Genomic DNA, 14508 nt, shown 5'->3' with positions numbered 1-14508 from the left:
GACAAGGGGGACAAGGGGGACAAGGGGGACAACTAACCACGCTCCTCCTAACTCCTAACTCCTAACTCCTAACTCCTAACTCCTAACTCCTAACTCCTAACCCCTAACTCCTAACCCCTAACTCCTAACCCCCTATTTCTCACTCCTGTTTGCCTACTCTTTTTTCCGGACTATTTTTATTGATAACGATTTAAAAGCATCTGTAAAAATTCTGCCGCAGTTAGGCGACTTTTGGGTGGGGAAACTTCATTAGATGAGTCTACCCATCTGCCTTGGATAGTTTTGGGCGATCGCCACATTGATAAATGGTCAACTGGTGGATCTGCGTAAAAGTTATTTTCCCCACTTCCTAATATTCTAGAACTCCAGTGGGTTTCATAATCATGACTCATTCTGTGAATCGGGAAACTGCCCCACAGAGGTACTCCCCATCCATCTATAGCAATAAATGCTTTGATCTCACCACCATAAATTTGCCACCAATGCGCTGCGGCTATTGCCCCAACTACACCTGCACTAAAGCTGATGAATATAACTGACGATTTAGTGCGATCGCCCAAGCGATCGCTTAAAACCTGTAATATATGAAATCCTGATAACGCCGAAAAACCATTATTTGGCACACTCAGTATATTCACTGAATTCTCTTGACTGTGGAAATATGTCTCTAGCCCTCCCGAAATAAAGTTTTCCGTTAAGGCTGGCTCATGAATTCCAGGGCAAATAATTATGCTCATCTTTTGAGCTAGCATTTTTTACACATAATAGTTATTGCTATAGTGCCTTTTCCCGTCGTCAATATAACATTTTTTACTTACCTATCTAAAAGCGTTAGGTTTTTAGCCAAACTAAATGTATTAAACCGCACTAATAGAATTAATATTTTGAATTTTTAAGTTTCCGTAGATGCTATCCCCCTGGATAGGATACTAAAATACGAGTAAGGGAAAAACAAAATCCCATACAAATGGTTACATTGAGGAATTCAATCGTGGTTGCTACGCCGGAAAAACTGGATCATACACACGAGCATCTATCAGGTCAAGAGCGAGTAGCTGTCTTGCTTATGGGCTACGGCGAAGTCGAAAGCTACGAAGACTTCGCTAACTATAACGAACAAGCTTTAAATCTACTGACAGCAAAATTTGCACCAGTACCAACCTGGATTTATCCACCTCTGGCACGTCTTTTAGCGTTATTCGATCGCCATGAATGGGGACACACGCATCATGATTTTATTTCCCCACATAATGCTATATTTGAAAAACAACGTGCTGGCATTGAGAAAAATTTACAAGAAAAATGGGGCGATCGCGTTCAAGTTTTCAAAGCTTTCAACTTCTGCGCTCCCTTTCTCCCCGACCAAGTTTTAACCGAAATTCGTGGAGCAGGTTTCGACAAACTACTAATTTATCCCTTGCTGGTAGTTGATTCTATCTTTACCAGCGGCATAGCGATCGAGCAAGTTAATAATGCTCTTTCCCAAACCAATGATGGTGAACACTGGGTTAAAGCACAGCGTTACATTCCTTCTTTCTATAACGAACCAGCTTACATCCATTTGATGGCTCATCTGGTTGAAGAAAAAATTAGCGCTGACTTAGCTAACGCTTACCTACCTTCTCAAATCGGTATTGTGTTAATGAATCACGGTTGTCCACACAAAGCGAAAGGCTTTACCTCCGGGATTACCGAAAGTCAGATACTTTACGACTTAGTACGCGATCGGCTAATTAACCGCTATCCTCTCATTTCGGTAGGTTGGCTCAACCACGATACACCTTTAATTGATTGGACGCAGCCAAACGCTGAACAAGCTGCAAAAAACCTCATCCAATTGGGTGCGAAAGTGATAGTATTTATGCCAATAGGTTTTGCTACAGAAAATCACGAAACTCTCTTGGATGTCCACCACATTATTCATGACCTAGAGAAAAAACATTCGGATGTAGGCTACGTACAAATGGCTTGCGTCAACGACGATCCTCAATTTTTAGCAGTGGCAGCTCAATGGGCAAATTCTCATATCGCTGAACTACTATCAGAAAACGTAACAGCAGTCAATCCCCAACTAGCTGGACATCATCACCACCATTAAAAGGAGAGGGGGAGAGGGGGGGATGGGGAGAGGGGGGGAGAAGAATTATTCTCCTTGTCTCCCACTCCTCCACTCCTCCACTCCTCCACTCCTCCACTCCTCCCCTCCTCTAACTCACACCTCGCAATTTCCGGGTGTTTTCAACTAAACTTTGGGCAAATTCGTCAAATCGTTGAGAAAGTTTCTCATCTAGTAGCTTACCTTCTGGGTTGAAAGCTTTCCAAACTTGTCCGATCGCTACTTGCTCAGGGATACACCAAGCGTGAACCCATCTAAGAATTAATCTCAGATCATTTAAAGCGTTGCTGTTCGGTTGTCCTCCTAAGACGCTAATTAATCCCGCTACCTTACCAGAAAGCTGATCGAAGCTCATTAAATCTAGTGCATTTTTTAACACACCACTGACGCTGCCGTGATATTCTGGTGTTGCTAAAATTAATCCATCAGCAGAACTGACAGCATCCTGCATCCGTTTCACGTCGGGGTAATCTGGATATTCTTTTCCCCCGTCGCAAAAGGGTAACTTCATCTGCCTTAAGTCTAAAATTTCGACTTCTGCACCTAGCACTTCTACTCTTTGTGCTGCTAATTCTAAAGCCATTTGGCTGTAAGAATCCGGTCTTAAACTACCTGCAATGCCAACAATTCTCACCATAAACCAACATCCTAATAAAGATTCAATAGCATTTGATTAAATGCAAGTCGAAGTCGTTACGACTATATTTAGTATAGCAATTACGATCAAAATGTGTACAATAGACATCGACCAAATTTAATTATGCGTTGTTCACAACCCTTGTAGAGACGCGAAATTGTACTTCGTCCCGCTTCGCTAACGCGTCTCTACATTGTTTTCTGGAGATGTCTAATATACCTCTTGCACTGATTTATGAATGCGCGATCGCATTTATAGAACTTTTTCCCCCTGTCCCCCTGTCCCCCTTTCCCCCTGTCCCCCTCTTCACAAGTGATGCAATGATGCCTATACGTCAAAGTTTATTCTTATCTGATATCCAAGTATCTTACTTGGAGTGGAATCAAGGTAAAGAACCGTTGCTGCTATTACATGGTTTAGCTGACAATGCGGTTGTTTGGTCAAGCTTGGGAGATTATCTAGGGGCAGAATACCACATAGTTGCTCCAGATATGCGGGGTCATGGTGAAAGTAGTAAGCCTGAGACAGATTATAGTTTTGAGAGTGCGATCGCTGACTTAGAAGCATTGATGGATGGTTTGGGATGGAAATCTGCTCATGTTATAGCGCATTCTTGGAGTGGTAAATTAGCTTGCATTTGGGCAAAGCAAAATCCAGCACGTTTGCGGAGTATGATTCTTGTAGATCCGATTTTTATTTGGAAAATACCGAGTTTTTTCAAGGTGACATTTCCGTTGTTGTATCGTGTCTTGCCATTTCTCAAAGGAATGGGACCATTTGCCAGTTTAGAACAAGCGCAAATGCAAGTGCGTAAGTTAAGTGAATATGCTGTTTGGAATTCTTTACAGCAGCAAGTCTTTCAAGCTGGAATTGAGCAAAAAGCCGATGGTAGTTGGGGTAGTAAATTTACAATAGCTGCACGCGATCGCATTTTTGAAGAAGTCATGCGAGTTCCTGGATTAACAGTTACAATAGATACCCCCACTCTCTTTATCCAACCAGAAAAAGGTGTTAATCGTCAACAATGGCAACTTAAACCCTACAAAACTCATCTAACAAACTTACACATCTGCCAAGTTCCCGGTAATCACTGGGCATTTTTGACAGAAAGTCAAGCATTTAACTCGACCGTAGCAGCTTTTTTGAAGCATCATTCGTAGTAAGCGATTCATCGCTTATCTTGAGCACTGAAGTGCCCACTACGATTTAAAAATATTCTAAATTAATCTTTTTACTTGGAGCAAAGCGACATTCATGAGCTTTTGTATTAATCCAGTTTGCCCGAAACCGAACCACCCAGACAACGATGAGAACCGCTTTTGTCAAAGTTGTGGTTCTCAACTTGAGTTCTTAAAACGCTATCGGGTGTTACGGCTTTTAAGTGACAAAACTGGTTTTGGCAAAGTTTATGACGCATACGAACAAGACACACCAAAAATCCTCAAAGTACTCAAAGAGGATTTATCAACGGATGCGAAAGCAGTAGAACTATTCCAGCAAGAAGCAACAGTGCTGGGACATCTGAATCATCCGGGTATACCCAAAGTAGATGGTTACTTTCAATATCAGACCAGAAACGGTTTGGTCTTGCACTGCATTGTCATGGAAAAAATCGAAGGTCCCAACTTAGAACAGTGGTTAAAACAGCAGCAGAATAGACCGATTTCTCAAGAACAAGCTGTAGCGTGGTTGAAACAGTTGTTAGAAATTTTGGCTCTGGTACATGGTAAACAGTATCTGCATCGAGATATAAAACCATCTAATATCATGATTCGTCCTGATGGGCAGTTAGTGTTAATTGACTTTGGTACAGCCAGAGAAGTCACCAGAACCTACTTAGCCAAAATCAGCAGCGGTGGTGGGGGGATTACAGCAATTATGTCATCTGGCTACAGTGCACCAGAACAAATAAATGCTCAAGCTGTACCGCAATCAGATTTTTATGCCTTAGGACGCACCTTTGTATTTTTGCTCACAGGGTATCATCCTTTGGAGATGTACGACAGCCATCATAACGTATTGCATTGGCAAAATCATGCCATGCAAATCTCACCTTTACTGTTGACTTTGATTGATTCCCTGATGGTGCGGGATGTAAATCAGCGTCCAGCTACCGCTCAGGATATTATAAAACGCTTGGAGGCAATTGAGCAACAATTAACAGGAACTATTGCGACTGTAAATATTGTGGGCAGTCCAAAAACTGCCCAATTACCACAACCAACTACGACGACTTTACCACCGCAGCCAGAAAAGCAGCCGGAAAAAGTTCCTTTATTTGCATTATTTGCGGCGTTGCTGGTATCGTTAGGATTATTAGGTTTAGTTGCTTTAGCAACTCGTTCTTCTAAATTAGCTTCGTTACCTGAAGATTACGGACAAGCACCAGAAAGAAAAGGCAAAGTTGATTACTTTCCTTATGAAGAAGGTAAAGATAGTCAAGGTAGAGTTGCTGAATTTAACGTTGCGGTTTTATCAGTAGAATATAAATGGCAGCTTGGCAGTAATTATCAAGTTAAATATAACGACGAACTGATTAAGTTGGACTCTTTAAAGTCTAATTTAGAAGAAGAAGGCATTCAGAGAATAATGGAAAATCCGAGTGAAATTATCTCTGTGGGTACAGCTTCTTGTGAGGGGAATGTAGAAGTAGAAGAAAAAAGAGCTTTTGAACGTTCTCAGCAATTACAACTTTTAGTTAAGAAAATATTTGGCAATACCAGAAGCGTGGAAGGTTATCGGTTGTTAAATATGGGACAATTTCAGCGGAGTGATTGTCAAGCAAATCAAGATTCCACAGCTTATCAAAGAAGTATTATTATTATTGGTGTGAAGAAGCAATCAGAAGGTGTGGTTTTAGATGAAGCGTTAAGAAATAGGTTAGAGAAGAAGCCTTTTGCTGACTTTAAATTAGAGGATTATTCCCTGGGTTCCGAAAAGAGATTTAAAACGATACCGAGTAATTTGTAATCTTTTTATTGTTCCTCTGATATAAGATTATGTCCGGTTAATTAACTAATAGAAACATCGCAACCCTCGTAGAGACGTTCCGCCGGAACGTCTCTACAATAGCGGAACGTCTAATCAATAGACATCGACCACTATGCTTATTATGCGTTGCCCGAAACCCTCGTAGAGACTTCGTATTTCGCGTCTCTACATTTTTTCTGGAGATGTCTAATAGCGGACGTCTCTACAATAGACATTGACCACTATGCTTATTATGCGTTGCCCGAAACCCTCGTAGAGACTTCGTATTTCGCGTCTCTACATTTTTTCGGGAGATGTCTAATAGCGGACGTCTCTACAATAGACATTGACCACTATGCTTATTATGCGTTGCCCGAAACCCTCGTAGAGACGTTCCGGCGGAACGTCTCTACATTTTTTCTGGAGATGTCTAATATATGTGATAAGCCTGTCATGATATAATTTGGGAGGCAATATCCCTATCGGAAGACATTTCCATCCAGAGCGTTTGTGTAGGATAAATGGCGAGTAATTTATAGTAAGTTAATTATATTGTGTTTGATCCACAACAAACCTGTTATTTTCAACTTTAACCAAGACACCGATACCGGGTAATGGTTTGCGATCGCCTAAATCGTTAAATTCCACCTTTGCAGTTGCACCTTCAGCTGAAAAAGCAGGATTCTTCAAAGCTTCGTAGAGCCTCTGACGAGTGTAATTCCCCTGACTGCGTTTGAGTGCTTCAACCATTGCCATCGTAGCATCATAAGACATTGCAGTTCGCCAGTTCACATCTCCAGTTCCCCAAAGCTTCGCAGATTCCAGTTCAAACTTAGACTTAGTACCATTACTTCTATGCCAGGGAATAACACTCCTCAGTTTATCAACTGGAATATTAGCTTGACTTACACTCTCACTGTATAGAGGAGCTCCACCTAGTATGGTGATATTTTCACTTTGGTTAATAATAGCTATTATCACATTGTCTGCCACTTTCTGACTCAAAGCTAACAAAATTACCTCTGCATTACTTTGTTTCGCTTGTTGCAAACAATTCAATGCTTCACTAAGAGTTTGAGTCACTTGACACTCATTAACAACCTCTCCCTGATTCTGGAAGAGAACGTTTTTGAATTCTTGCATAAAAGATATGGTATATTTTTCATTAGGTTCATAAAAAATTGCTGTTTTTTTACGTCTTTGATGTCGCATATATTCAACTAATTTTCCAGCCACAGCCGAGTTATCTGGAGTTGTGCGGAAAACGTACTTACTGAATAATGGAAAATTAGAATCTCTGACAGCAGCACTTGTAGGAGATATAACCACCATTTTACCATCATAAGATGGTGCTGTTTCTATTGTGTCTTCGCTGGTATAATAACCGATAACTCCTAAGATACTTTCTTTGCTAGCGATCGCATCAGCGATTCGCTTAATTTTCTCTTTATGACCGAAATAACTAGCAATTTCAATGAACAGTAATCTTCCGTTAATGCCCTTATTTTGATTAATATTATCTTGAACGTGTGCCAGTCCACGCAGCATTTGTTCTGCAAGAATATTTGAGCTATTAAGCGTATCGTCAATAATCGCAACACTAGCTGCAATTTTCAGAGGATTATTTGTCAGAGCTGCCTGAGAATTGTTTAGATAAATCCGTGCTTCTGGATCATTTTTATTTGCCGTCAGGTATCTTTTAAAATATACAATAGCTTCATCGAATTTTTCGTGCCTAAATGCGTCTGTTCCTCTCTGCTTGTCAGCAAAAATCGTGTTGGTAATATTGGGATTTTGCGGAATCAGAATTTGTTCTCCGCAGCTAAAGCCCGATTGATTTTGAAAATCGCAAATAGGGGGATGCGTCCACCAGTGAATTAAGAGTGCGATCGCGCTTCCTAATACTACTAATCCCATTGGTAAAAATACTTTCTTAATCAGCCTATAAAGCCTCAAATAAAAACTTGTCTTCTCGTGAATTGTCGGATCATTAAATTCTTCACGTTTACGCGGATTTTCCCTATTCCCCGAAGAATTTTGATTTAGCGATATTTGCCCAGAAAGAGCAGTAATTACATTCTCAGCAGACTTATAACGATCCTCTGGTTGATATGACAACATCCGATCTAAAATGTCTGCCAAATTGTCGTTTACATTAACATATTCTTTCCAAATCCACCTATCTTGATTTTTCAGCTCATTTGCACTTCTACCTGTAAGCAAACAAAGACAGGTTACAGCTAAAGAATATAAATCTGAACAAGGAAATATTTCTCCACCAGATAGTTGTTCTGGTGGTGCAAATATCGGAGTTCTTATTGCCATTGATTGCTCAACAGGTACTCCTGGTTCCAATTGCCGTTTCACCGCACCAAAATCAATTAAATAGAGCTTTCCATTTTCGTCACGAATGATATTAGAAGGTTTTATATCTCGATGGATGACTCTTCTTCTTGGTTCATGTATGTAGTTTAGTACATTTAGGATTTGTCGTAAATCCCGCACAACTTCATCTTCAGAAAATCGACTTCTAGTGTTGAGTTCCTGAGCCAAAGTTTTACCTTGGATATATTGCTGTACTAAATAAAATAATTCTTCTTGTGAATTAGAAGGTGTCGGCAATTCAAAGTAATCATACAGTTGAGGAATTTGTTCGTGCCTGAGATCCCTCAAAGTTTTTGCTTCTTTTTCAAATAACCTTTTTATCGATTCAAGCTCCGACGATGAAAAAGGATTTCCCGAAGTATTTCTTGGCTGCAACTGCTTGACAACACACTGCTGCTCAAGATGAGCATCCCAAGTGCGAAATGTCTTGCCAAATCCTCCCCAGCCTATTTGCTCTAAGGGTAGGTAACGAGTCTTCAAAATTAAATCCATTCTACAGCTACTACAGTATCTCGGCTGGTGGCTCCTAAAATTGCGGAACTCATTAGGGACTGGGTTTTCCGGATGGGGGCAGTTAGGATTAGTGCAGTAAATGTTCATTTGAACTGAGTATGATTTCAGTATAATAAGGCATTTTACCTAGCCTATGACATGGAAAATATAGCGGTCAAGGGTTGAGTGAGGGACATAAAACCTCACACAGGGAGTTCCGGACACCCCTCTGGGATGTTTTCGAGAGGGGAAGGTGGTGAGGTTCTGTATTGCATTACCCCCGGCAACCCGCTATAATAAAAAAATTATCTATGTATTTATTGATTCATAAGTCTAAATCTACACCTGCTATGAATCCGAAATTACAGACGAACAGGTGCGTTGTTTGGGAAGTCGATGTTGATATAAGTGGGTAGGCGGAAATATTTCTAACTATTTATAACTTGATTAGTTGTATGATGTTTTATCGACAACAAACCTGTTATTTTCAACTTTAACTAAGACACCGATACCCGGTAATGGTTTGCGATCGCCTAAATCGTTAAATTCCACCTTTGCAGTTACACCATCGGCTGAAAAAGCATGATTCTTCAACGCTTCGTAAAGCCGCTGACGAGTATAATTACCCTGAGTGCGTTTGAGTGCTTCAACCATCGCCATCGTAGCATCATAAGACATTGCAGTTCGCCAGTTCACATCTCCAGTTCCCCAAAGCTTCACAGATTCCTGCTCAAACTTAGAGTTAGCACTATTACTTCTATGCCAGCGAATGGCTATTCTTAGTTTATCTGGTGAAATATTAGTTTGGCTGACAGTTTCGAGATATGGAGTATCTGCACCGAGTATTGTGATATCTTCGCTTTGATTAATGATAAGTGTTGCCGCAATTCGTGCCACTTTATCGCTAAAGGCTAACATGATTACTTCTGCATTACGTTCTTTTGCTTGTCGCAAACAATTTAAGACTTCAGTAGTGCTTTGAATTACCCGACATTCGTTAACAAGCTGCTTTTTCTTGTCCCAGACAACACTTTCAAATTCTTTCTTTAAAGATGCAGCAAATGTTTCATTAGGCTCATAAAAAATCGCTATTTTATTCAAATTGTGATACACGATATATTTAATTAGTTTATCAGCCGCAGCCGAGTTATCTGGAGATACGCGAAAAATATAGTTATTTAATTTAAAAGTAGAATCTCTAACAGCAGTACTCGTAGGAGATATAACCACCATTTTACTATCATAAGCTGGTGCTGCTTCTTGTATGCTATCGCTGGTGTAATAACCGATGACTCCTAAGATATTTTCTTGAGTAGCGATCGCATCAGCTATTTGCCTAATTTTCTTCTTCTCCCAACCTGTACTCGCAATTTCCAGAAACAGCAGTCTTCCGTTAATCCCTTTATTTTGGTTAATATTATCTTGAACGTGAGCAAATCCGCGTAACATTTGTTCGGCAATGTCATTTGACCCATTAAGCTGATCGTCAATAATTGGAACAGTAACGGCAATTTTCAGAGGATTATTTGTGAGAGCTGCCTTCGCATTATTTAAATAAATTCGAGCTTCTGGGTCATTTTGATTAGAAGCAAGGTATTTTTGTAAATATAGAATAGCTTGGTTGAAATCTTTTTGCCCAAATGCAGTGCTTCCTCTTTCCTTGTCAGCAAAAATTGCGTCAGAAATCATGGGATTTTTGGGAATCAAAATTGCCTCACCGCAACTGAATCCATTTTTATTTTGAAAATCGCAAATAGGGGGATGCATCAACCAGGGAATTAAGAATGCGATCGCGCTTCCTAATAAAACTAATCCAATCGGCAAAAATAGTTTCTTAATCAGCCGATTTATCTGAGAGTGAAAACTTGTGCGATCGCTAATTGTCGGATAATCAGGTTCTTCCCCAGCACCCGAAGGCTTTGAATTTGGATTTAGCGATATTTCCCCAGAAAGAGCAGAAATTATTTGTTCAGCAGACTCATAACGTTCCTCTGGTTGATATGAGAGCATCCGATCTAAAATGTCTGCCAGATTGTCGTTTACACTCACATATTCTCTCCAAATCCACCTATTTTGATTCCAAAGCTCATTTACATTTCTACCTGTAAGCAAACAAATACAGGTAGCAGCTAAAGAATATAAATCTGAAGAAGGAAATATTCCTTTCCCAGCTAGTTGCTCTGGTGGTGCAAATATGGGAGTTCCCATTGCAATTGATTGCTCAACAGGTATTTTTGGCTCTAATTTACGCTTTACCGCAGCACCAAAATCTATCAAATAAAGCGTTCCATTTTCGTTGCGAATGATATTAGAAAGTTTGATATCCCGATGAATAACTTGTTTTTTTTCATGTATGTACTTGAGTACGTTCAGGAGTTGTCCTAAATCCTGCAAAACTTCAGCTTCGGAAAATCGACCTTTCTTGTTAAGTTCCTTATCCAAAGTTTCCCCTTGGACATATTCTTGCACTAAATAAAATAATTCTTTGCGGAATTCTTCTTGTGATTCATTTGGTGCTGGCAATTCAAAGTAATCATACAGTTGAGGAATTTGTTCATGCTTGATATCTCTCAAGGCTCTTGCCTCTTCCTCGAAAGACTTTTTTATAGATTCAAGCTCGGAGTGTGAAAAAGTCTTTCTAAAAGTATTTCTCGGCTGCAACTGCTTGACAACACACTGCTGCTGAAGGTGAGCATCCCATGAGCGAAATGTCTTGCCAAATCCTCCCCACCCTATTTGCTCTAAGGGTAGGTAACGAGTCTTCAGAATTACAGTCATTCCACAGCTACTACAGTATCTCTGCTGGTGGTTCCGAAGATTGCGGAACTCATCAGGGACTGGGTTTTCCGGATACCGACAGTTAGGGTTAGTGCAGTAAATGTTCATTTGAACTGAGTATGATTTCAGTATAATAAGCGATTTTATCTAGGGTGTGACATGGGAAATAATAAAAAAATTGGCGTTGCGGCTATGGGAATATGAATTTATCTCACGCACTCGTAGCAGAGAGTAAGAGTTTGAGATGCTTGATTTTTAAGTTTAATATTTTCTTTAGGGAGCAAAGAAGGAGAGGCTTTCCCAACATAGTCAGCACTCACTGCTGATGTCATAAAATCCAAGACATTTCGACGCTGAGACTTGAGAACAACGCTAAAGATCCTTTGTTTGCACAAAAGTACTACCCACCTGGGTTTGAGAACCAAAACTGGTACGTTGTTTAGTTTATATGCGATCGCGACTTTTCCGAGTCAAAGGTGTTTTTATTCGATAACTTGTTGCAGAGAAGGTGCAAGTTCCCGATTCAACTGACCTGAGCCAACAAATTCAGCACAAGTATCTGCTTCAATTTTAAGTCTACTATATTAGCTTGAAGATTAATAAACATGAAAAAACCCGGCTTTACCGGGCAGATGAACTGTTTGTCGAATATGGTAGTGATAATTATACTTTGACATCACAAGTTAAAGGACAAGCAGCGTAGACGGTAGTTTGTGTTTCATCTGCCTCTCCATGTAGCCAGTTTAACCATCTGACTTGATTTGGGTGAACACCCTTGAGAGTTAACATCCCAGCAGCGAAAACAACAGCCATTACATTAAACAAAATCAAACCACCAGCAACCAACAAAACAGCACTAACAGGCATCACAGATTGCAAGACAATCGACAACAAACATCCGATCGTAGCCATCAAGACAACTAAAGGAAAACCAACAACCAGCAAGCATACTGCCAAGGTGAAAGACCAGATTAAAAAGCTTTTAATCATTAACAAAGACTGGGTTTTGCTATCATTAGACATTTGAGCTGCAACCATGAATTTTCCTCCCAAAAAAGTGTGAAAAAATTTATCTTGCTTGTTTAAAGCAAATTCGATAGGTGAATGAACTTAAGTATATAAAAGCCAATCGGGTAAATGAGCATTTAGTTAATAAACTTTACAGTTAAGCTCTGGGGATCATCGATAAATGCCCTGATAAGCATTTTATTTACTACCCCTTCTCAGCATCTACCTTAAGGAGTAGAAGGTAAAAGTATTAATTAATCGGGTGCGTTCTCAGCACTAAACATAATTTCTGCTTAACATATCTTATGAAAAACAACATAGGTTCTCATAATCTCTCTGATTAGGCAGAACAATTTATCAGCTATTGCTTTGGCTGTTATTTCCTAGCTAGATGTATAAATGCCTAAGAAAAATTTATCATCTTTAGATGAGTATATTTACATTCAAAGTCTCAATTAATCGACACGTAGTTTCTGCGTATAAGTACTGTACATATTTGCTGGCATTGATGTGTTAAACCAGTCTATATCAGGGATAATAAATTTTTTATTGAACTGAAAGCTAGTCGAATTTATAAAAAAGGGATACAAGTGAAGGCAGAAAAGATAAAACAGTTGATAGACATTTATTTGCCCTATCCCATTCCCCAGTGAGTAAGTAGGCTGGGGTGCGATCGCTCCTGATCGCGCTTTAATTGCACGTCTACCTCATTAAAAGCCGATTTTTAGAACCAAAACTAGCTGCTAATTCCATCTATAAAACAAGACCCAGATTAATTTGAAGATATATGACACAATCACAGCATCCAGCAAATTCTACACCGATCGCAGCCCGTAATATCCCACCACTGCCCCCACCACCACCAGCAACCTTAAGTACCCAGCGTCAGGCTACCCAAACCCTGGACATGACACCAAGAAATAGTGCCAACCCTACCCCGATGAATGCGGCACCACCTCCACCCCCAGCTGCAACTGCCTCTCATCGTCCGGGTACTCCACCCCCAATGTCCGGTGTAGCTCGTCCGAAAAGCAGCACGGGAATGACTTTATCCCAATTGATTAAAGAAGCTTACGATAAAGGTTTTTCTGATATTCATTTGGGTGTGGGTGAAGTGCCTCGCTTCCGCAACCGAGGAGAAATGCAGCCAACAGAATATCCAGAAACCGATAAAGAGACTTTTATCAGTTGGGTGCGGGAGGTGCTGACGGAAGCAGAAATTAAGCACTTTGAAGAAAATCTCGAATTTGATGGAGCAACTCAGTACGACTTTGCCCGTGTGCGGATTAATATCTTTGACTCTCTCAAAGGCTATGCGATGGTGATGCGGTTAATTCCGCTGAAAATCCTGACTATGGAACAATTAAACTTGCCTTCAGTTTTTCGCGATATCTGCCACCACCATAAAGGTTTGATTTTGGTGACCGGTCCGACTGGTTCTGGTAAATCCACCACAATGGCAGCAATGGTTGATTACATTAATAAGCAGATGGCTAAACACATCATCACCATTGAAGATCCAATCGAATTTGTCCACAAAAGCCAAAAGTCGTTGGTTAAACAACGGGAAGTAGGAATGCATACCCGAAAATTTGACAACGCTTTAAAAGCAGCTTTGCGGGAAGACCCAGATTTGATTCTGGTCGGGGAAATGCGGGATAAAGAAACGGTCAACACTGCCCTAAAAGCTGCTCAAACAGGTCACTTGGTCATGGGAACCCTCCACACCAACAGCGCAGTGAAAACGATTGAAAGAATTCTTAATCTTTTCTCGGCTGGAGAACAGGATGCGATGCGGGTAGCGCTTGCGGAGTCTTTGGTGACAGTAATTGCTCAAGGTTTGTGTCGCACCACTGATGGCAAGCGTGCTGCTTTCCACGATATCCTAATTAATACCGACGCAGTTAAAGAATGGGTAAAAGACGGTAAATATGATGAAATTGGCGAGCTGATGAAGCAAGCTGGTTTTGACGGCATGATTACAATGAACCAATCTCTGCTGAACCTTTATCAAGAAGGTCGCATTACTGAAGAAACAGCTTTGGAGATGTCACCAACTCCTAACGAAATGGCACAGTTTCTCCGAGGTCGAGTTTAAAAATTAGAGAGTGGGGAGTGGTGG

At 40.4% G+C, this 14508-nt stretch carries 9 protein-coding genes and 2 pseudogenes; 4 read left to right on the top strand and 7 right to left on the bottom strand.

The window, feature by feature from the left end:
* Window positions 1-176 precede the first annotated feature (176 nt).
* A complete protein-coding gene (locus OGM63_RS18505) occupies window positions 177-737 on the bottom strand; it encodes a hypothetical protein (protein ID WP_263747125.1) in 561 nt (186 codons plus the stop codon).
* 254 nt (window positions 738-991) lie between these two features.
* On the opposite strand from OGM63_RS18505, the gene OGM63_RS18500 reads away from it, so the two are divergent.
* Window positions 992-2098, top strand: coding sequence for a ferrochelatase (locus tag OGM63_RS18500; protein WP_263747124.1), 1107 nt, complete (start codon window positions 992-994; stop codon window positions 2096-2098).
* Between the two features lie 109 nt (window positions 2099-2207).
* Here OGM63_RS18500 and OGM63_RS18495 read toward each other — a convergent pair whose 3' ends face one another.
* Window positions 2208-2753 carry an NADPH-dependent FMN reductase gene (locus OGM63_RS18495; RefSeq protein WP_263747123.1) on the bottom strand — a complete coding sequence of 182 codons (546 nt, stop codon included), beginning with the start codon at window positions 2751-2753 and terminating at the stop codon, window positions 2208-2210.
* Window positions 2754-3073: 320 nt separating this feature from the next.
* Between OGM63_RS18495 and OGM63_RS18490 the strand changes: the two genes are divergently transcribed.
* Window positions 3074-3913, top strand: coding sequence for an alpha/beta fold hydrolase (locus OGM63_RS18490; protein WP_263747126.1), 840 nt, complete (start codon window positions 3074-3076; stop codon window positions 3911-3913).
* A gap of 94 nt (window positions 3914-4007) precedes the next feature.
* Window positions 4008-5723, top strand: coding sequence for a serine/threonine protein kinase (locus OGM63_RS18485; RefSeq protein ID WP_263747122.1), 1716 nt, complete (start codon window positions 4008-4010; stop codon window positions 5721-5723).
* Window positions 5724-6266: 543 nt separating this feature from the next.
* Here OGM63_RS18485 and OGM63_RS18480 read toward each other — a convergent pair.
* The 5 genes and pseudogenes from OGM63_RS18480 to OGM63_RS18470 form a co-directional block, all read right to left on the bottom strand.
* Complete coding sequence (locus OGM63_RS18480) at window positions 6267-8600, bottom strand: bifunctional serine/threonine-protein kinase/ABC transporter substrate-binding protein (RefSeq protein ID WP_263747121.1); 2334 nt, start codon at window positions 8598-8600, stop codon at window positions 6267-6269.
* A gap of 3 nt (window positions 8601-8603) precedes the next feature.
* A pseudogene (locus OGM63_RS29870) lies at window positions 8604-8708 on the bottom strand (4-Cys prefix domain-containing protein); the annotation flags it as partial.
* 339 nt (window positions 8709-9047) lie between these two features.
* A complete protein-coding gene (locus tag OGM63_RS18475; RefSeq protein WP_263747120.1) occupies window positions 9048-11378 on the bottom strand; it encodes a bifunctional serine/threonine-protein kinase/ABC transporter substrate-binding protein in 2331 nt (776 codons plus the stop codon).
* Window positions 11379-11384: 6 nt separating this feature from the next.
* Window positions 11385-11486 (bottom strand): annotated as a pseudogene (locus OGM63_RS29865) (4-Cys prefix domain-containing protein); the annotation flags it as partial.
* Window positions 11487-12041: 555 nt separating this feature from the next.
* Entirely contained in the window at window positions 12042-12416 is a 375-nt protein-coding gene (locus tag OGM63_RS18470; RefSeq protein WP_263747119.1) for a hypothetical protein, read from the bottom strand.
* Window positions 12417-13173: 757 nt separating this feature from the next.
* On the opposite strand from OGM63_RS18470, the gene OGM63_RS18465 reads away from it, so the two are divergent.
* Window positions 13174-14484: a type IV pilus twitching motility protein PilT gene (locus OGM63_RS18465; protein ID WP_263747118.1), complete on the top strand. Its 1311-nt coding sequence runs from the start codon at window positions 13174-13176 to the stop codon at window positions 14482-14484.
* Window positions 14485-14508 lie beyond the last annotated feature (24 nt).

It is taken from the genome of Plectonema radiosum NIES-515 (genome assembly GCF_025753815.1).
Classification (GTDB): domain Bacteria; phylum Cyanobacteriota; class Cyanobacteriia; order Cyanobacteriales; family Nostocaceae; genus Hassallia; species Hassallia radiosum_A.
This window is presented reverse-complemented; position numbering and strand designations above follow the sequence as displayed.